The organism is Mitsuaria sp. BK037, assembly GCF_014193045.1.
In the GTDB taxonomy this organism is placed as follows: Bacteria; Pseudomonadota; Gammaproteobacteria; order Burkholderiales; family Burkholderiaceae_C; genus Roseateles.
In genome coordinates this window covers 440,878-459,398 of record NZ_JACHYS010000001.1, presented here as the reverse complement: position 1 = coordinate 459,398, position 18,521 = coordinate 440,878, and the positions used below count along the sequence as shown (strand labels likewise).

The following is an 18,521-nucleotide window of genomic DNA, read 5'->3' as shown; positions in this document are numbered from 1 at the left end:
TCGGCGCCGGATCGGCACTGGATCGGCATCAGCGACGAGGGAGCCCGCGGGCTCCCTTCTTTTTTGGGCGGGGCGCCCGCTCAGGCGCGTCTGCGCAGCAGGATCAGCGTGCCCACCACGCCGGACAGGATCGAGCCGCCCAGCACGCCGAGCTTCACCCGCGTCTCATAGTCGGGCCCGTGGCCTTCGAAGGCCAGGCCGCCGATGAACAGGCTCATCGTGAAGCCGATGCCGCAGAGCACGCAGACGCCGAAGAACTGGACCCAGTCGGCGCCGCCCGGCCGCTGCGCCAGGCCGAAGCGGATCATCAGCCAGGAACTGCCGAACACGCCCACCGCCTTGCCGAGCAGCAGCCCCAGCGCAATGCCCAGCGACACCGGATGCAGCAGGTCGCCCGCATGCAGGCCCAGCAGCGACACGCCCGCGTTGGAGAACGCGAACATCGGCAGGATCAGGAAGGCGACCCACGGATGCAGGCCGTGCTCGAGGTCCTCGGCCGGCGAGCGGCCGCGGCCGTCGTCCGACGGGATGAACAGCGCGGTCGCGACGCCCGCGAGCGTCGCATGCACGCCTGACTTGAGCACGCAGGTCCACAGCACCAGGCCGACGACGATGTAGAGGTCCGCGCGCGTCACCCGGGCCCGGTTGAGCGCGAAGAGGATCGCCAGGCAGGCCGCGGCGGCCCCCAGCATGACCAGCGACAGCTGGCTCGTGTAGAAGAGCGCGATGACGACGATGGCGCCGAGGTCGTCAATGATCGCGACCGCCGTCAGGAAGACCTTCAGCGAGGCCGGCACCCGGCTGCCCAGCAGCATGACGATGCCGATCGCGAAGGCGATGTCGGTGGCGGCGGGGATCGCCCAGCCGTGCAGCGCGACCGGATCGCCGCGGTTGATGACGGCATAGATCAGCGCCGGCACGACCATGCCGCCCAGCGCGGCCACCATCGGCAGCACCGCCTGGGAGCGCTCGGCCAGCTCGCCGCTGACGAACTCGCGCTTGATCTCCAGGCCGACGAGGAAGAAGAACACCGCCATCCACAGGTCGTTCACCCAGACCAGCAGCGGCTTGGCGAGCACCAGCCAGTCGCCGCCGATGCGGACCTCGCCCTCGATGCGGGTGAAGGCGGCATAGAGCTCCCGCCAGGGCGAGTTGGACAGGATCAGCGCGGCCACCGCCGCGATCGCGAGCACGATGCCGCCGGCCGATTCGCTGGCGAAGAAGCGTTTGAGTCCCGGTGTCAAGAAAGTTCCTCCCGAAAAACGAGCCACCGGATCGGCGGCCCCAGGCAGTAAATCAGAGCGAGGGGGACGCGTCGATGACCCATCCCAGTGAAAGAGTTAACGCGCGCGTGAAGACCGCATCATCGCCGGTGCGCGGCCCGTCCCTCTGAAGAGGGAGTGTCGCGTTCTCCCGAGGATGCGGCCGGGCGCGCGTTGCTAGCATCCCGCGCTTCATCAGCCCCCCGGGACACGGATCCCGGACTCTCGAGGGAAGCACGACATGATCCGATTGTTGTTCGTCGCCGCGCCGCTGCTGGCGCTCGCCGCCTGCGCCAGCGACGGCGTCACCGCCACCGGCACGCCGACCGCCTCGGCGCAAGGCGAGACCGGCCAGAAGATGGTCTGCGAGCGCGAACAGCGCACCGGCTCGATGCTGGGCAAGCGCGAATGCGCGCCGGCGCTCAGCGAGGACGAGAAGCGCCGCCTGTCCAGCGAGGTCGGCAACATGGTCAAGCCGCGCGGGACGACGGCACCGGGCAGCTGAGGCTCCCCGGCTCGGGGCGCCGGACCGGCGGTCGACGGCCCGGCGTGCGGACCGCACCGTGCGCATGCCGCTCGGAAGCCGCTGCCGGCGGCGGGGCAATGGGGCGGTGGAGGATAATCCGCCGCGTCCCTGGATCCCCGAGCCCCACCATGACCACCACGATCCGTTACGCCGACCTCGTCGAAAGCGTCGCCGCCGCGCTGCAGTACATCAGCTACTACCACCCGGCCGACTACATCCAGCACCTGGCCCGCGCCTATGAGCGCGAACAGAGCCCGGCCGCCAAGGACGCCATCGCGCAGATCCTGACCAACTCGAAGATGTGCGCCGAAGGCCGCCGGCCGATCTGCCAGGACACCGGCATCGTCAACGTCTTCCTGAAGATCGGCATGGACGTGCGCTGGGCCGATTTCCCCGGCTCCATCCAGGACGCCGTCAACGAGGGCGTGCGCCGCGCCTACAACCACCCGGACAACAAGCTGCGCGCCTCGGTGCTCAGCGATCCGATCTTCGAGCGCAAGAACACCAAGGACAACACGCCGGCGGTGATCTTCATGGAGGTCGTGCCCGGCAACACCGTCGACGTGATCGTCGCGGCCAAGGGCGGCGGCTCGGAGAACAAGAGCAAGGTCTACATGCTCAACCCAAGCGAGAACATCGTCGACTGGGTGCTCAAGACCGTGCCGACCATGGGCGCGGGCTGGTGTCCGCCGGGGATGCTGGGCATCGGCGTCGGCGGCACGGCCGAGAAGGCGGCGCTGCTGGCGAAGGAAGCCCTGATGGACGACATCGACATGTACGAGCTGCTGGAGCGCGGCCCCCAGAACAAGCTGGAGGAACTGCGCATCGAGCTGTACGAGAAGGTCAACGCGCTGGGCATCGGCGCGCAGGGCCTGGGCGGCCTGACCACGGTGCTGGACGTCAAGATCAAGACCTACCCGACACATGCGGCCTCCAAGCCGATCGCGATGATCCCGAACTGCGCCGCCACGCGTCACGCGCACTTCGTGCTGGATGGCTCCGGCCCGAGCTATCTGGAGCCGCCCAGCCTGGACCTGTGGCCCGACGTGAAGTGGGCGCCGGACTACAACAAGAGCAAACGCGTCGACCTGAACACGTTGACCAAGGACGAGGTCGCGAGCTGGAAGCCGGGCGACACGCTGCTGCTCAACGGCAAGATGCTGACCGGCCGCGACGCCGCGCACAAGCGCATCCAGGACATGCTGGCCAAGGGCGAATCGCTGCCGGTGGACTTCACCAACCGCGTGATCTATTACGTCGGCCCGGTGGACCCGGTGCGTGACGAGGTGGTCGGCCCGGCGGGCCCCACCACCGCGACGCGGATGGACAAGTTCACCGACATGATGCTGGAGAAGACCGGCCTGATCGCGATGATCGGCAAGGCCGAGCGCGGCCCGGTCGCGATCGAGTCGATCAAGAACCACAAGTCCGCCTATCTGATGGCGGTGGGCGGGTCCGCCTACCTGGTGTCCAAGGCGATCAAGCACGCCAAGGTCGTCGGCTTCGAGGACCTTGGCATGGAAGCGATCTACGAGTTCGACGTGGTCGACATGCCGGTGACGGTGGCGGTGGACGCCGGCGGCACCAGCGCGCACATCACCGGCCCGGCCGAATGGCAGCAGCGCATCGCCTCCGGCAAGGCAATCAAGATCCCGGTCGCCGCCGGCTGAGCACGCTCCTCGCGCCCATGACAAGACCACCCTCGGGTGGTCTTTTTCATTTCTGGCGGTGCCTTCCAGCACTTCACGTCGCGCTGGCTTCCCGCGTATCACCGCGGCATGAACGACCCCCTCCCCCGATGGGCCCGACCCACCTCCCCGCCGATCCTTCACCGGTGCCGCCCTGGCGCTGGTGATGGCTCCGTTTCGACGCACCGGGCAACCACGTCGTGCTGACGCTGGCCGACCGTCGGCATGTCCGCTACGAGCGTCCTAGGCCGCCGACGACCGACGACCAGGCATCGGCCCGCCGAAGCGCGGGCCGCCGAGCGGTTCACTTCTCCGCGGGCGCGACGGACGCTCCCGCGACCGGCGCTTCCACGACCGGGCCTTCCGCCACAGGCGCTTCCGCCACCGTCCGCACCACGCGCTGCGGGAACGGAATGTCGATGCCCAGCCGGTTGAGCAGGCGCAGCACCGCCAGGTTCACGTCGGAGCGCACCCCGCCCTGCCCGTTGTGCGGATCCGAGATCCAGAAGCCGATCGTCAGCTCCAGCCCATCGGCGGCGAAGTTGCTCAGCGACACCGACGGCGACGGCTCGGACAGCACCCGCGGCACGCGCCGGATCTCCTCGATCAGCTGCGGGAACAAGGCGTCGACATCGGTGCCATAGGCCACCTGGACGACGGTCGTCACGTTGACCTGCGGATCGGCGAGGGAAAGGTTCTCGACCCGCGTCGTGATCAGCGATTCGTTCGGCACGATCGCCTCGCGCCCGTTGAGCGCGCGGATCACCGTGTAGCGGGTCTTGATGTCGCTGATGCGGCCCTCGAAGTTGTCGACCTTGACCATGTCGCCGATGCGCAGCGAGCGCTCGGCCAGGATCATGAATCCCGACACATAGTTCGCCGCGATCTTCTGCAGGCCGAAGCCCAGGCCCACGCCGACCGCGCCACCCAGCCAGGACAAGGCGCTCAGGTTCAGGCCCACCATGTTCAGCGCCACCATCGCGCCGACCACCAGCAGCGCCGTGCGCGTCAGGTTGACCGCGATCTTGCGCATCGACAGGTCCATCACCGACTTGCCGCGCAGCAGCCGCGACTCGATCGCCGAGGACAGCCACAGCACCACCAGCATGATGGCGCCGACCTGCAGCACCCCGACCAGGAGGTCATAGACCGTCGTCGACTCGCCTCTGGCGTTCTTCGGCAGGAAACCCAGCTTGTACTCGTCGAGTTCGTCGATGAGGATGGGCAGCAGGCCCACGATCCACAGGATCGATCCCAGCCAGGCGACCCAGGAGACGCTGCGCTCCAGCAGCTTGATGCCGATCGAATCGGGCATCGTCGCCCGCAGCACGCGCGCCACCAGCCGGATCACCACCAGCGACAGCAGCACCGGGATGACGACGCGGAACAGCGCGACCGGCTCGCCCAGCAGCGGCATCAGCCGCCGCGCGCCCAGCGCCAGCAGCAGCGCGATGACCGGGAACAGCACGCCGTCGTACACGCGGTGGCCCAGCAGCACCGACTGGTGACCCGGCGCCGCCGTCACATGCTTGCTGATGCGGTAGACGATCAGCCAGGACATCGCCAGGCAGGCCAGCACCAGGCCGACCTCGATCAGCGCGCGCGGTCGCGACAGCATGGTGAGCAGTGATTCCAGCTCACGCAGGCTCAGGGTGTGGTTCAGGGGTGCGGTCGTACCCAGGGTGGAGCTCAAGGAGGAGATCAATTCGGCAACCGGCCGGGGCCGGGTCTATCGGTCAATGGGAAATGGAAATCGGGACAGCGGGCGCGCGGGATCCCGCTCAGATCCCGGCCAGCGTTCTCAGGTGGACGCCGACGCTGCGCGCCAGCGCGCCCAGGTCGTAGCCGCCTTCCAGGCAGGACACGATGCGGCCCTTCGCGTGGCGCCGGGCCACGTCCATGATGCGCAGCGTGATCCATTCGTAGTCGGCCTCGACCAGGCCGAGCTGCGCCAGGTCGTCGTCGCGGTGCGCGTCGAAGCCGGCCGAGACGAACACCATCTGCGGCCGGAAGCGCTCCAGCGCCGGCATCCAGAGCGACTCGATCATCTCGCGCACCTCGGCGCCGCGGGTGTACGGCGGCACCGGCACGTTGAGCATGTTGGCGCCCTTGGGCTCGCTGCCCGAATACGGGTAGAGCGGGTCCTGGAAGATGCTGACCATCAGCACCCGCTCGTCGCCGGCGAGGATGTCCTCGGTGCCGTTGCCGTGGTGGACATCGAAGTCGATGACCGCGACGCGGTCCAGGCCGCGCACGTCCAGCGCATGCCGGGCGGCGACGGCCACGTTGTTGAAGAAGCAGAAACCCATCGCCTGCTCGCGGGTCGCGTGGTGGCCGGGCGGGCGCACGGCGCAGAAGGCGTTCTCGGCGCGGCCGTCCATCACCAGGTCGGTGGCCTGCACCGCCGCGCCGGCCGCGCGCAGCGCCGCCGACCAGGTGTGCGCGTTGGCGCAGGTGTCGGGGTCCAGCGCCTTCATCGGGTTGGGCACGCCCTCGCGGGCCTGCTGCTCGAGCGCCTCCAGCTCGGCCTTGAGCTCGGCGACGTAGCGCGCCGAGTGCGCCCGCTCCAGCGCCCGCAAGTCGGCGCGCGGCGCGTCGTGCCGGTCGAGCGCGGTGTCGATGCCGTGGGCGATGAGCCAGTCCTCGATCGCGGCCAGGCGCTGCGGGCATTCCGGGTGACCGGCGCCCATGTCGTGACGATGGCAGTCGGGGTGGCTGATGAAGGCGGTGGACATGGTCGGGGCGTGCGCGTGGCGTCGTCGGACCGTGGGGATTCTGAGATATCGTGCGTCGATGAGCTCCGACGCCCCGACCCTCGCCTCCCAACCGCTGGCCGACCTGCGGCGGCAGATTAGCACGATCATCAAGGGCAAACAGGCGCAGACGGAAGACTGCCTGGCCTGCCTGCTGGCCGGCGGCCACCTGCTCATCGAGGACCTCCCCGGCGTGGGCAAGACCACGCTGGCGCATGTGCTGGCGATCTCGCTGGGCCTGCGCTTCTCCCGCGTCCAGTTCACGACGGACCTGATGCCGTCCGACCTGCTGGGCGTCAACATCTACCAGCCCGGGGCGCAGGGCGTCGGCGGCAGCGCCTTCCAGTTTCACCCCGGCCCGGTCTTCAGCCAGGTGCTGCTGGCCGACGAGATCAACCGCGCCGGCCCCAAGACGCAGAGCGCGCTGCTGGAGGCGATGGAGGAATACCAGGTCAGCGTGGACGGCACGACCCATCCGCTGCCGCAACCGTTCTTCGTCATCGCGACGCAGAACCCGAGCGAGCAGCTCGGCACGCATCCGCTGCCGGAGTCGCAGCTGGACCGCTTCCTGATGTGCATCAGCCTGGGCTATCCCGACCGCCAGGCCGAGCGCGAACTGCTGATGGGCGAGGACAGCCGCGAGCAGCTGCGCACGCTCAAGCCGGTGATGACGCCGGAACAGCTGCGCGCGCTGCAGCGCGAGGTGCTGCGCATCCACGTCTCGCCGGCGCTGCTGGACTACCTGCAGGCGCTGCTGGAGGCGACGCGCTCCGGCGAGTGGTTCCAGGAAGGCCTGAGCCCGCGCGCGGGCCTCGCGCTGCTGCGCGCCGCGCGCGCCAAGGCGCTGCTGAGCGGCCGCGACTATGTCTCGCCGGACGATGTGCAGGCGATCCTGCCGCAGACCATCGCGCACCGGCTGCGCCCCCGTGGCGGCAGCGCGCGCGGCGCCCGCGAGCAGGTGCGCGCGATGATGGCCGCCGTGCCGCTGCCCTGAGCGCGGCCTCGCGACCGCCCGACCGGAGACCGCCGTGCGCGTGCCCGCCTGGAAGCTGCCCTCGCTGAAACCGCCGGCCCTGCGCTGGCCGTGGCAGCGGCGCTGGGACGCGTGGTGGCAGGCCCGCCACCCGGCCAGCGACACGACCGCGCTGACGCAGCGCAACCTCTACATCCTGCCCAGCCGCCCGGGCGCCGCCTTCGTCGTCACCCTGCTGGTGCTGCTGCTGGCGTCGATCAACGACCAGTTGAGCCTGGGCTACCTGCTGACCTTCGTGCTCGCGGGCGCCGGCATGGCGTCGATGAACGCGACCCACGCCAACCTGCGCGGCCTGAAGCTGGACCTGAAGACGCCGCCGCCGACCTACGCGGGCCAGCCGCTGGCGCTGGACATCCGGCTGCACAACCCCTCGGCGGCGCGCTTCGGCGTCGGCGTGCGGCTGCCCGACGCCAAATCCGCCGATAGCGCCTTCGCCGACGTGCCCGCGCAGGGCCATGCGCAGCTGCAGCTGCAACTGAGCTTCCCGACCCGCGGCCGGCATGCGCTGCCGCGGCTGCGCATCGAATCGCAATTCCCCTTCGGGCTGTTCGTGACCTGGAGCTACTGGCGGCCGGCCGCGCAGGCCTGGGTCTATCCGGCGCCCGAGCTGGAAGCGCCGCCCGCCGCCGCCGTCGAGGAAGGCCTGCCGCAGGGCCAGGGCCAGCCCGGGCTGGGCGACGATCCGGGGCTGCGGCCCTACCGGCATGGCGACTCGCCGCGGCAGATCCTGTGGAAGAAGTCGGCGCTGGCGCTGGCCCAGCCGCAGCCCCCCGGCGGCAGCGGCGCCGGCGCGGCCCTGCTCGTGCGCGAGCGCCTGGGCAGCCGCGCCAGCGAGCAGTGGCTGGACCTGGCGGCGACGCGCGGCCTGCCCTTTGAGCAGCGCGTCTCCCGCCTGGCCGCGTGGGTGCTGCGCGCCGAGGAGGAAGGCCTGCCCTACGGCCTGCGCCTGCGCGGCGTCTCGCTGGCGCCCGACCTCGGGCCGGAGCATTTCCGCGACTGCATGGAAGCGCTGGCGCTGGCGCAGGAGCAGCCATGAGCGCCGCCCCGACCCTGGCGGCAGGCCGCCGTAGCCCGCTGCCGCGCGAGGCGCGCGACACGCTCTTCCTGCTGGCGATCATTTCCGCCGTGCTGCTGCCGCATGCCGGTCACCTGCCCTGGTGGTGCAGCGCCTTGACCGCGCTGATGCTGGGCTGGCGCGCGCGGCTGGCCTGGCGCAGCGAGGCGCTGCCCGGTCGCTGGAGCCTGCTGGCGGTGCTGGCGGTGGTCATCGGCCTGACCCTGGCCACCCACAAGACCATCCTCGGACGCGAGGCCGGCATCACCATGCTGGCGATGCTGATGGCGCTGAAGACGCTGGAGCTGCGCGCCCGGCGCGACGCCTTCGTCGTGTTCTTCCTCGGCTTCTTCCTGGTGCTGACCCAGTTCCTGTACTCGCAGTCGCCGCTGATCGCGGTCTGGATGATCGGCTGCGTCTGGGCCTTGCTGTCGGCGCTGGTGCTGGCGCAGATGCCGCAAGGCGTGCCGAGCCTGCGGCTGGCGGCGCGCATCGCGGCGCGCAACACGCTGATCGGCCTGCCGGTGATGGTGGCGCTGTTCGTGCTGTTCCCGCGTTTCCCGCCGCTGTGGGGACTGCCCAAGGACTCGGGCGCGCGCACCGGGCTGTCGGACACGATGAGCTTCGGCGCCTTCGCCGAAGTCGCCACCGACGACACGATCGCGATGCGGCTGCGCTTCGACGGCGCACCGCCGGCGCAGCCGCAGCTGTACTTCCGGGCGCAGGTGCTGACGCGCTTCGACGGCCAGCAGTGGACCGCCTCGCGGGTGACCTGGGTCGGCCACGAGGCGGCACCGACGCTGGACGGCCCGGTCTTCCGCTACCAGGCCACGATCGAGCCGCTGCGCGTCACCGCGATCCCGCTGCTGGAGTTCAGCCCCGGCGTCACCGGGGACCGGATCCCGGTCGGACGCCTGGCGGCGACGCGCTCGCCGCAAGGCCAGTGGCAGGTCGCGCTGCCGTTCGCGGAGACGCTGCGCTTCCGGCACGAGGCCTGGCCGCGCGCGCAATGGGGCACCCGCCTCGGCCGCGCCGATCGCCTCGAGGCGCTGAGCCTGCCGCCCGGCCTGAATCCGCGCGCGCGGGCGCTCGGCGCCTCGCTGCAGGAGCGCTTCGCGGCGCTGGACGACGACGCCCGCGCGCTCGCCGTGAACCGGGAGCTGCTGACCCGCGTCCGCCGCGACGGCTTCGGCTACACCCTCAGCCCCGGCGTTTATGGCGAGACCAGTCCCCATGCGATCGACGAGTTCTGGTTCGACCGCAAGCTCGGTTTCTGCGAGCACTTCGCCTCGGCCTACGTCGTGTTGATGCGCGCGGCGGGCGTGCCGGCCCGCGTAGTCACCGGCTTCCAGGGCGCGGACCCGCAGCTGCAGGACGGCGACCTGGTCGTGCGCATGAGCCAGGCCCATGCCTGGGCCGAGTTCTGGACCGCCTCCGGCGGCTGGCAGCGCGCCGATCCGACCGCGGCGGTGTCGCCTGATCGCATCCAGGGCCGGCCGCTGCGGCCGTCGCCGGGCGTGTTCACCGGCGCGCTGGAGCAGCTCCGCCCGGGCCTGCTGACGGAGCTGCGCACCGCCTGGGAGCGCCTGAACAACCGCTGGCAGCAGACGGTGCTGAACTTCTCCACCGGCGAGCAGATGAGCCTGCTCAAGCGCCTGGGTTTCGAGAATCCGGACTGGACCGCGCTGGGCCAGGTCGCCGGCGGCCTGATGGCGCTGGCGGCCCTGGTCGGGGCCGGCCTGGCGGCCTGGCACCGGCGGCCGCACGATCCCTGGTCGCGTCAGCGCGCCCGCGTGCGGCGCGAGCTCGATCGGCTCGGCCTGTCCACCCGCGACGACGAGACCCCGCGCCGCTGGGCCGCGGCGCTGGTCGAGCGCCACGGCGCGCCGGCCGAGACGGTCGCGGCCGCGCTGTTGCAATTGGAAGCGCAGCGCTACCGGCAGGACCTCGCCGCCGCCACGTCACAATGGCAGCGCCAGTTCGCGGCCCTGTGCGCCGACCTCCGTCAGGCGCTGGCCCGCTGAGCCCTCCTCTTCCATGTGCTTGACGCTGCACCGCCGCTCGCCGGCTCGCATCCGCCATTACCGCCATCTCCGCCGCCTCCGCCGTAGTCCCGCATGACCGCTGTCCGCCGCTCCACACCCCGCCGCGTCTTCCTCCGTTCCCTGCTCCAGGCCTCGATGGCCGCCGCACCGCTGATGGCCGGCCTGGCCGCCGCGCCGGCGCTGGCGGAGACGGCCCACAAGCCGCACCCGGCCGCGAAGCCGAAGTCCGCCGCGAAGAAGCCGGCGCGCAAGCCCGCGCCGCCGCCGGCCTATGGCGACCGCGACGACGTCATGGCCTTCGCCGACGCGCAGGCGGAGTCGCTCGGCTACCGGCGCGAGGAACTGCGCGCGATCCTGGCGCTGGCGCGTCCGCAGCCGGCGGTGCAGCGGCTGATCCTGCCGGGGCCGCCGGGACAGGCGAAGGACTGGGGCGCCTACCGGCAGCGCTTCGTCGAGCCGCAGCGGCTGCAAGCCGGGCTGGCCTTCTGGGCGACGCACGAGGCGGCGCTCGCGCGCGCGGAGGCGTCCTATGGCGTGCCGGCGGAAATGATCGCGTCGGTGATCGGCGTGGAGACCTTCTACGGCCGGATCATGGGCGGCTTCCGCGTGCTGGACGCGCTGGCGACGCTGAGCTTCGACTACCCCTCGCCGCTGCCGCCCGGCGCGCGCGACCGCAGCCCCTTCTTCCGCGAGGAGCTGCGCCAGTTCCTGATCCTGGCGCGCGAGAACGGCCTGGATCCGATGGCGATGAAGGGCTCGTACGCCGGCGCGATGGGCTGGGGCCAGTTCATGCCGGGCAGTTGGCGGCGCTTCGCGATCGACTTCGATGGCGACGGCCATGTGGACCTGATCAACAGCCCGGTTGACGCGATCGGCTCGGTGGCCAATTTCCTGCGCGAGCACGGCTGGCAGCGCGGCATGCCGACGCATTACGAGGTGCAGGTGCCCAATGACACCGCGGCCCGCGCCCAGCTGCTGATCAGCGACGTGCTGCCGCAGCTCGATGCGCGGCAGTTCGAATCGGTGGGCGCGCAGCTGTCGCCGCAGGGGCGCGCGCACAACGGGCCGCTGGCGCTGATCGAGCTGCAGATGGGCGGCGCCGCGCCGGTGTACGTCGCGGGCACCCAGAACTTCTACACGGTGACCCGCTACAACCAGAGCAGCTATTACGCGATGGCGGTCATCGAGTTCGCCAACACCCTGGCGAGCTGGCGCAAGGCGACCGGCCCGACGCCCGCGTCGGGTCCGGCCAGCGCCAACTGATCAACGGCCGGGGATCGGCGGCTTGGTCCGCGGTCGCTCGGCGCGATCGCCGGAGTCGCGCTGCTCATGGTGGGCGCGGTCGATGTCGCCGTCCCCTTCCGGCCCTTTCTGGCCGGTCTCGCCGACGCGATGGTCCTCGTCGTCATGCTCGAGCCCGCCGTGCAGGCCGGGTGGGAAGTCACTGGAAGTGCGCGGAGCATTCATGGTTTCCTCCTGAAGTGGGCGATCGATCTTAGCCACCGAGCGGAAGGCCCCACGCGCAGGAACGACAAAGGCGCCTCGCGGGCGCCTTCTGCGTTCGATCCTGCGGCGACGGCGTGCTCAGTGCACCAGGCCGATCCACTCGCCGCGACGCTGGTACGCGTCGAACAGGTCCTGCGCGACCGCCTGCAGCCGCGCATCGCCGCGGGCATGGGCCGTGGACAGGCGCTCCAGCGCGTAGAGGCGGTCGTAGAGCATGCGGGTCGGCTGCAGCGTCAGGCCGTGGTCGGCCATCAGGTCCTGCAGCGTCAGCAGCTCGTCCATGCTCGCGGTGCCGGCCACCGTCAGGCCGAGATCCGGCACCAGTCCCCAGGGAGCCTGGGCGGTTTCGGGCATCAGGTGCGGGGGGATGGGGGTGTGCATGGCGGCCTCGGAGCGATTCATGTCGGCGTGGACAGGATGATGGATCGCACCGCCCGGAACTTGAGCGGGAAAAGCGGGGGAAATCCGGCCCAGTTCCTGCGATCGCCGCGCGGCCGGCCGGCGTCGATCAGCGACGCGGCCGGGCGATGAAGCCCGACAGCTCGGTACACCAGGCGGCGGCGGGCACGTCCAGCTCGTTGAGCGCCAGCACGTCGATGCGGGCATCGGTCAGCATCTTGGCCGAGGCCGCGTTGAGCCCGACCTGGTGGTCCTTCTTCTCCAGGTAGACCACGCGCTGGATGCCGACCTGGATGATGGACTGCACGCAGCGCGGGCAGGGGTACTGGGTCGTGTAGATGGTGCTGCCGGTCAGCGGCAGCACGACGCAGTTGAGGATCGCGTTGACCTCGGCGTGGACGATGTAGCTGTGGCGCGAGTTGGCGGGATCGGCGTCGTCATCGGACCAGTAGGCCGGGTCGTTGTCGTCGCAGCCGCGCGGCAGGCCGTTGTAGCCGACCCCGACGATCTTGTAGTCCCCGCTCGCGATGCAGGCGCCGTTGCGCTTGCGGCTGTCCTTGGAACGGGCGCTGGCCAGCAGGGCCACGCCCATGAACATCGAATGCCAGTCGATCAGCGGATGGTTGTCCATGGTGAAGGCAGAGGCGAAGGTCGGGGACAGGCGCAGGAGTGTAGTGGGCGGCCGCGACTTACCTCGCGACGCCGACGCCCTTGTTGGCCAGCGCGTCCGCGCGCTCGTTGCCGGGGTCGCCGGCATGACCCTTGACCCAGCGCCATTCCACCGTGTGCAGCTTGCGCAGCGCATCCAGGCGCTGCCACAGCTCGGCGTTCTTCACCGGCTTGCCGTCGGCGGTCTTCCAGCCGCGGCGCTGCCAGCCGGAGATCCACTCCGTCATGCCCTTGCGCACGTACTCGCTGTCCGTGTAGATCACGATGTTGCAGCTGCGCTTGAGCGAGCTCAGCGCCTCGATCACCGCCGTCAGCTCCATGCGGTTGTTGGTGGTGTTGCGCTCGCCGCCGAACAGCTCCTTCTCGTGGTCGCCGCTCTTGAGCCAGGCGCCCCACCCGCCCGGACCCGGGTTGCCCTTGCAGGCGCCGTCCGTGTAGATGACGACGCTGGGCTTGGCGATCTTCGGCGCGGCGGGCGCGGCGGCGGGAGTGGTATCGGTCATGAACGGAGCGGAGCAACAGGGAAGGTGAAAAATGCGGACCGGACACGGCGGCGGGCCGGGTCCGGGCGTGCGGCGCGTCGAGGTTCAGTCGACCTCGACGTCGTCGCGATGGTGATGATGGTGGACGGCGGCGACCGCCGGCGCGGCCTTGGCGACGCGCTTCTTGCCGCGCGCCAGCCCGATCAGCCGCATGCCGTGCACGCGCTTGACCGCGATGACGCCGTACAGCGCGCCCAGCACCGTCCACCACTTGCCGCCGGGCTTCTCGATCCACTGCCAGCGCGCCAGCCAGGGATCGCTCAGCAGCGGCGGTCGATAGCAGCCGAACTGCGCGCGCTCGACCTCGAACGACAGCAGCCGCAACCAGTCGCGCAGCCGCCAGTAGCCGATGTATTCGCGCTCCTCCGGCAGGTAGAGCCGCGGCGCGCGGCTCAGCAGCCGGCCGTTGACGCGGGCGAGATTCTGCCTCACGGCCCAGAGGCTGGCCGGGTTCAGGCCCAGGATCACCACCCGGCCCTCGGGCCGCAGCACCCGCTCGACCTCGCGCAGGCAGCGGTGGGGATCGACCGCCTGCTCCAGCGTGTGGGGCAGCAGCACCAGGTCCAGGCTGTTGGCCTCGAACGGGAGCGCGTCGAACTCGCAGAAGATCGCCGCGCGGCCCGCACCGCCCAGGCCCGGCGCGGGCTCGGCCTGCGGTTCGGGCTGGTATTCCAGCGGATGCGCCATCAGCGAGGGCCGCGGCGGCCCGGCGACGGCGTCCTCGAACGGCCGATGGTCCAGCGCGAGCCACCGGTTCGTCATGCGGTTGGTGCGCAGGCCGTGCAGTTCCGGGAAACCCAGCTGCAGCGCGTGATAGCCGAACCAGTCGATCACGGCGGCGTCGATGAAGCGCTGTTCCCAGGCCAGCAGGTAGCGCCCGGCCGGCGTGCGCAGCCAGTGCGCGAGCTCCGCCGCGGCAGCGTCCGGCCGGACCTGCGCCTCTACAATCGGCGCCTTCGCGTCGGTGTCCTCGTCCTGGCCCCGCGTCTTCATCTGGAACCCGATCCCCTTGCCTGCATGAACCTGGTCGCCGTTCCCGCCTTCACAGACAACTACCTCTGGCTGCTGCATGACGGCCGGTCGGCCCTGGTGGTCGATCCGGGCGACGCCGCGCCGGTGAAGGAGGCGCTGCGCGCGCTCGGCCTGGACCTGCAGGGCATTCTAGTGACGCATCACCACGGCGATCACGTCGGCGGCCTGCGTGAATTGCTGCCGCTGCTGGCGCAAGGCGCACAAGTCTGGGGTCCCGCCGCCGAAACCATGCCGGTGCCGGTCGTGCCGCTGCGCGAGGGCGACCGCGTCGAGCTGCTCGGCCAGGTCTTCGAGGTGCTGGACGTGCCGGGCCACACCGCCGGTCACATCGCTTTCGTGCTGAAGCATCCGGCCGACGGCGACGCGCCCCTCCTGTTCTGCGGCGACACGCTGTTCTCCGCCGGCTGCGGCCGGCTCTTCGAGGGCACGCCGGCGCAGATGCAGGCCTCGCTGGCGAAGCTGGCCGCGCTGCCCGGAGAAACCCGGGTCTGCTGCGCGCACGAGTACACCTTGTCGAATCTGCGATTTGCTCGCACAGTCGAGCCCCAGAACGAGGCGGTCGCGCGCCACGAGGCCTGGTGTCTGGCCCGGCGCGAGCAGTCGCTGCCCACCCTGCCCTCCACCATCGCGGTGGAGCTCCAGATCAACCCCTTCCTGCGCTGCGAGCACGCCGAGGTCCGCGCGGCCGCGCAGCGCCATGACCCGAGCGTCACCGCGGAGCCGGTCTCGGTCCTGGCCGGGCTGCGCCGATGGAAGAACGACTTTCGCTGAGACCCCGATGCATCGACACCCGACCCCGTCCTTCCCGCTGCTTCGTTCCCCCCGCTCCGCGGACCGCGCGGACGCCACTTCCCCCTCCCCCACCACTTCGAAACGTCCGGCGCTGACGCTGCTGGCCGCGCTGCTGCCGCTGGTGCTGGCCGCCTGCGCCAACCGCCCGGTCGCGCCCGCCGACAACCAGGACGCGCAGGCCGTGGCGCAGCAGACGGTGCAGGCGGTCGAGGCGGCCGCCTCGGCCGTGCCCTCGCCCGCGACGCCGGTGGCGAGCGTGGCCACCGCGCCGGAAGAGAAGCTCGACGTGCTGCTCGAGGACACGATGAACCCGGGCCAGAAGGTCGACCTCGATGCGCCGAAGACCCACGTCGACCTGTGGGCGCGGATGCGCGCCGGCATGGCGATGCCCGAGCTCGACAACGACCTGGTCCGCAAGGCCGAGGACTGGTACAGCAGCCGGCCCGACTACGTCGCGCGCATGACCGGCCGCGGCAGCCTGTACCTGTACCACGTGGTCGAGGAGGTCGAGAAGCGCGGCATGCCGATGGAGCTGGCGCTGCTGCCCTTCGTCGAGAGCGCCTTCCGCAACGATGCGCAGTCCAGCGCCAAGGCCGTCGGCATGTGGCAGTTCATGCCCGCCACCGGCCGGGACTTCGACCTCAAGCAGAACATCTTCCGCGACGACCGCCGCGACGTGCTGGCCTCGACCAAGGCGGCGCTGGACTACCTGCAGCGCCTGAACAAGCTGTTCGACGGCGACTGGCAACTGGCGCTGGCCGCCTACAACTGGGGCCAGGGCAACGTCAGCAAGGCGGTGGCGCGCAACCAGAAGGCCGGGCTGCCGATCGACTACGAAAGCCTGCGCATGCCCGACGAGACGCGCTACTACCTGCCCAAGCTGCAGGCGGTGAAGAACATCGTGATGCGCCCGTCGGCCTATGGCCTGGAGCTGCCGGCGGTGGCGAACCATCCGTACTTCCTGTCGGTCAACATCGACCGCGACATCGACGTGACCCGCGCCGCGCAGCTGGCCGAGCTGGACGAGGAGACCTTCCGCCAGTTCAACCCGTCGATGAACAAGCCGGTGATCCTGGCGGCCAGCAGCGGCCAGCTGCTGCTGCCCTACGACAACGCCAGCACCTTCGTGACCAACCTCGAGAAGCATCGCGGGCCGCTGGCGTCGTGGACCGCCTGGGTCGTGCCCCGCACGATGAAGCCGGCAGAAGCCGCCAAGCAGGTTGGCATGAGCGAGACCGGCCTGCGCGAGATCAACCGCATCCCGGCGCGCATGCTGGTGACCAAGGGCTCGACGCTGCTGGTGCCGCGCACCGCGTCGCGCGACCAGGACGTCTCCGAGCACCTGGCCGACAACGCCCGCATCGGCTTCGCGCCCGACGTGCCGCCGATGCGCCGCGTGACGCTGAAGGCGAACAAGGGCGACACGGTGGCGAGCGTCGCGCGCCGCCATCGCCTGGGCACGACGCAGCTGGCGCAGTGGAACCGCGTCAGCACCAAGGCCACCTTCAAGCCGGGCCAGCAGATCGTCGTCTACGTGCGCGAGGGCCAGACGCTGGCTTCGGTGGAACCGTCCGGCAATTCGAAGGCGTCGGCCAAGTCGGGCAAGGTCACCAAGGTGGCGTCGACCGCCTCCGGCAAGGCCAAGGCCGGCGCCAAGACCCGCAGCGCCAAGGTCGCCAGCGGCGACGGCAAGGGCGCCCGCACCGTGTCGACCAAGACCGCGCTGCGCTGAGTCGGCCCTCTCCGCCTCACGAGGCGAGGAAGGCAGCGCGCGGCGTCAGGCGAAGAACAGCCCGACCGACAAGGCCACGCCGATGGCCCAGGCCGCGCTGCGCAGCGTCGGCCGATCGGCGATGTACAGCGCGATGTAGACCAGGCGCACCGCGATGAAGGCCATCGCCAGCGCGTCGATGCGGCCCTGGTCGCGCTGCATCTGCTGCGCCGCCAGCACGCCGGCGATGAACAGCGGCAGCGCCTCGAAGCTGTTGGCCTGCGCCGCGTTGGCGCGCGCCTGCCAGCCGGTCTGGCGGCCGAGCCAGGCGCGCGGGTCGTGGTTGTCGAAACCGCCGTCACGGCGGCGCTTGCCGATGCCCTTGGACTTCGCCACCCAGGCGCACAGCAGCGGCAGCAGGCAGGCGACGATCAGGCAATGGTTGGCGATGGTCATCGAGTGCCCTCCCCGGGCGTGGCGTTGGATGGATGCCGCGATGCGATCGCGGCCGGCCGCGGCGGCCGGTCAGGTGGAGCGCCGGTCCACCAGCGCGTGCGCGATCGTGCCCAGGTCCACGTACTCCAGCTCGCTGCCGACCGGCACGCCGCGCGCCAGCCGGGTGCTGCGCAGGCCGCGCGCGCGCAGCGCCTCGGCCAGCACGTGGGCGGTGGCCTCTCCCTCGGCGGTGAAGCTGGTGGCGAGGATGACCTCCTCCACCTGGCCGTCGGTGGCCCGCTCGAGCAGTTGGTCCACGCCGATCTCGCGGGTGGACACGCCGTCCAGCGGGCTGATCCGGCCCTGCAGCACGAAGTAGTAGCCGAAGTAGGACGCGGTGCGCTCCATCGCGGCCTGGTCGGCCGGCGACTCGACCACGCACAGCAGCCGCGCGTCGCGGTGACGGTCCGAGCAGATGGCGCACAGCGGCGTCTCGCTGAAGGTGTGGCAGCGCTCGCAGTGGCGCACGTTGCGCGCTGCGTCCTGCAGCGCGCGGGCCAGCGCGTCGGCGCCGGCGCGGTCGTGCTGCAGCAGGTGGTAGGCCATGCGCTGGGCCGACTTCTGGCCCACGCCGGGCAGGCGCCGCAAGGCCTCGATCAACTGGTCGAGCGCGGTCACCGTCGTCCGATCAGAACGGGAACTTCATGCCCGGGGGCAGCGGCATGCCGGCGGTCAGCTTGGACATCTTCTCGGAGCTGACCTGCTCGGCACGGCGCACGGCGTCGTTGAACGCGGCGGCGACGAGGTCCTCCAGCATGTCCTTGTCGTCTGCCAGCAGGCTGGGATCGATGGCGACGCGCTTGACGTCATGCTTGCAGGTCATCGTGACCTTCACCAGGCCGGCGCCGGACTGGCCTTCGACCTCGATGTTGCCGAGTTCGTCCTGCGCCTTCTTCAGGTTGTCCTGCATCGCTTGCGCCTGCTTCATAAGGCCGGCGAGTTGACCCTTCATCATGATCGTGATTCCTTGTTCAGAGATTCAATGGTGCGGTGGATGGCCGACCGGGGACGCGA

Annotated in this window: 19 protein-coding genes; 8 read left to right on the top strand and 11 right to left on the bottom strand. The window is 70.7% G+C overall.

Features of this window, described 5'->3' with window-relative positions; translation table 11 throughout:
• Nucleotides 1–80: 80 nt before the first annotated feature.
• Nucleotides 81–1,244 (bottom strand): Na+/H+ antiporter NhaA, encoded by a 1,164-nt coding sequence (gene nhaA, locus FHT37_RS02060; protein WP_221210948.1) that lies wholly within the window; start codon nucleotides 1,242–1,244, stop codon nucleotides 81–83.
• 259 nt (nucleotides 1,245–1,503) lie between these two features.
• On the opposite strand from nhaA, the gene FHT37_RS02055 reads away from it, so the two are divergent.
• On the top strand, nucleotides 1,504–1,767 hold the full coding sequence (locus FHT37_RS02055) for a hypothetical protein (RefSeq protein WP_141225239.1): 264 nt from the start codon (nucleotides 1,504–1,506) through the stop codon (nucleotides 1,765–1,767).
• Between the two features lie 149 nt (nucleotides 1,768–1,916).
• The gene (locus FHT37_RS02050) at nucleotides 1,917–3,458 is read left to right on the top strand and encodes a fumarate hydratase (RefSeq protein WP_147241178.1); all 1,542 of its coding nucleotides are present in this window, start codon (nucleotides 1,917–1,919) and stop codon (nucleotides 3,456–3,458) included.
• Nucleotides 3,459–3,780: 322 nt separating this feature from the next.
• Here the strand turns inward: FHT37_RS02050 and FHT37_RS02045 are convergent, their stop codons facing one another.
• Together FHT37_RS02045 and FHT37_RS02040 are read right to left on the bottom strand one after the other, a co-directional pair.
• Nucleotides 3,781–5,169, bottom strand: a complete 1,389-nt coding sequence (locus FHT37_RS02045) for a mechanosensitive ion channel family protein (RefSeq protein WP_255489469.1) — start codon at nucleotides 5,167–5,169, stop codon at nucleotides 3,781–3,783.
• Between the two features lie 88 nt (nucleotides 5,170–5,257).
• Nucleotides 5,258–6,211 carry a histone deacetylase family protein gene (locus FHT37_RS02040; protein WP_183478622.1) on the bottom strand — a complete coding sequence of 318 codons (954 nt, stop codon included), beginning with the start codon at nucleotides 6,209–6,211 and terminating at the stop codon, nucleotides 5,258–5,260.
• Between the two features lie 58 nt (nucleotides 6,212–6,269).
• Between FHT37_RS02040 and FHT37_RS02035 the strand changes: the two genes are divergently transcribed.
• The 4 genes from FHT37_RS02035 (at nucleotide 6,270) to mltB (ending at nucleotide 11,624) form a co-directional block, all read left to right on the top strand.
• Nucleotides 6,270–7,223 (top strand): MoxR family ATPase, encoded by a 954-nt coding sequence (locus tag FHT37_RS02035; protein WP_091723361.1) that lies wholly within the window; start codon nucleotides 6,270–6,272, stop codon nucleotides 7,221–7,223.
• 34 nt (nucleotides 7,224–7,257) lie between these two features.
• The gene (locus tag FHT37_RS02030) at nucleotides 7,258–8,298 is read left to right on the top strand and encodes a DUF58 domain-containing protein (RefSeq protein ID WP_254783220.1); all 1,041 of its coding nucleotides are present in this window, start codon (nucleotides 7,258–7,260) and stop codon (nucleotides 8,296–8,298) included.
• Nucleotides 8,295–10,340: a DUF3488 and transglutaminase-like domain-containing protein gene (locus tag FHT37_RS02025; protein WP_183478621.1), complete on the top strand. Its 2,046-nt coding sequence runs from the start codon at nucleotides 8,295–8,297 to the stop codon at nucleotides 10,338–10,340. The genes FHT37_RS02030 and FHT37_RS02025 overlap by 4 nt, the downstream gene beginning before the upstream one ends.
• 93 nt (nucleotides 10,341–10,433) lie before the next feature.
• Nucleotides 10,434–11,624 carry a lytic murein transglycosylase B gene (mltB, locus tag FHT37_RS02020; protein WP_183478620.1) on the top strand — a complete coding sequence of 397 codons (1,191 nt, stop codon included), beginning with the start codon at nucleotides 10,434–10,436 and terminating at the stop codon, nucleotides 11,622–11,624.
• Here mltB and FHT37_RS02015 read toward each other — a convergent pair whose 3' ends face one another.
• The 5 genes from FHT37_RS02015 to FHT37_RS01995 form a co-directional block, all read right to left on the bottom strand.
• The gene (locus FHT37_RS02015) at nucleotides 11,625–11,828 is read right to left on the bottom strand and encodes a hypothetical protein (RefSeq protein ID WP_183478619.1); all 204 of its coding nucleotides are present in this window, start codon (nucleotides 11,826–11,828) and stop codon (nucleotides 11,625–11,627) included.
• Nucleotides 11,829–11,945: 117 nt separating this feature from the next.
• Nucleotides 11,946–12,248 carry a hypothetical protein gene (locus FHT37_RS02010; RefSeq protein ID WP_091723350.1) on the bottom strand — a complete coding sequence of 101 codons (303 nt, stop codon included), beginning with the start codon at nucleotides 12,246–12,248 and terminating at the stop codon, nucleotides 11,946–11,948.
• Nucleotides 12,249–12,375: 127 nt separating this feature from the next.
• Complete coding sequence (locus FHT37_RS02005) at nucleotides 12,376–12,897, bottom strand: deaminase (RefSeq protein ID WP_091723348.1); 522 nt, start codon at nucleotides 12,895–12,897, stop codon at nucleotides 12,376–12,378.
• 58 nt (nucleotides 12,898–12,955) lie between these two features.
• Nucleotides 12,956–13,438 carry a ribonuclease HI gene (gene rnhA / locus FHT37_RS02000; RefSeq protein ID WP_091723346.1) on the bottom strand — a complete coding sequence of 161 codons (483 nt, stop codon included), beginning with the start codon at nucleotides 13,436–13,438 and terminating at the stop codon, nucleotides 12,956–12,958.
• An 84-nt stretch (nucleotides 13,439–13,522) separates the two neighbouring features.
• The gene (locus FHT37_RS01995; protein ID WP_091723344.1) at nucleotides 13,523–14,470 is read right to left on the bottom strand and encodes a class I SAM-dependent methyltransferase; all 948 of its coding nucleotides are present in this window, start codon (nucleotides 14,468–14,470) and stop codon (nucleotides 13,523–13,525) included.
• Nucleotides 14,471–14,494: 24 nt separating this feature from the next.
• On the opposite strand from FHT37_RS01995, the gene gloB reads away from it, so the two are divergent.
• Both gloB and FHT37_RS01985 read left to right on the top strand, forming a co-directional pair.
• Nucleotides 14,495–15,280 (top strand): hydroxyacylglutathione hydrolase, encoded by a 786-nt coding sequence (gene gloB, locus FHT37_RS01990; RefSeq protein WP_183478618.1) that lies wholly within the window; start codon nucleotides 14,495–14,497, stop codon nucleotides 15,278–15,280.
• 7 nt (nucleotides 15,281–15,287) lie between these two features.
• Nucleotides 15,288–17,033, top strand: a complete 1,746-nt coding sequence (locus FHT37_RS01985) for a transglycosylase SLT domain-containing protein (protein ID WP_183478617.1) — start codon at nucleotides 15,288–15,290, stop codon at nucleotides 17,031–17,033.
• Between the two features lie 45 nt (nucleotides 17,034–17,078).
• Here FHT37_RS01985 and FHT37_RS01980 read toward each other — a convergent pair whose 3' ends face one another.
• The 3 genes from FHT37_RS01980 to FHT37_RS01970 form a co-directional block, all read right to left on the bottom strand.
• Nucleotides 17,079–17,468 (bottom strand): MAPEG family protein, encoded by a 390-nt coding sequence (locus tag FHT37_RS01980; protein ID WP_183478616.1) that lies wholly within the window; start codon nucleotides 17,466–17,468, stop codon nucleotides 17,079–17,081.
• A gap of 69 nt (nucleotides 17,469–17,537) precedes the next feature.
• Complete coding sequence (gene recR, locus FHT37_RS01975) at nucleotides 17,538–18,125, bottom strand: recombination mediator RecR (RefSeq protein WP_091723335.1); 588 nt, start codon at nucleotides 18,123–18,125, stop codon at nucleotides 17,538–17,540.
• A gap of 10 nt (nucleotides 18,126–18,135) precedes the next feature.
• Complete coding sequence (locus FHT37_RS01970) at nucleotides 18,136–18,465, bottom strand: YbaB/EbfC family nucleoid-associated protein (RefSeq protein ID WP_091723332.1); 330 nt, start codon at nucleotides 18,463–18,465, stop codon at nucleotides 18,136–18,138.
• Nucleotides 18,466–18,521: the final 56 nt, after the last annotated feature.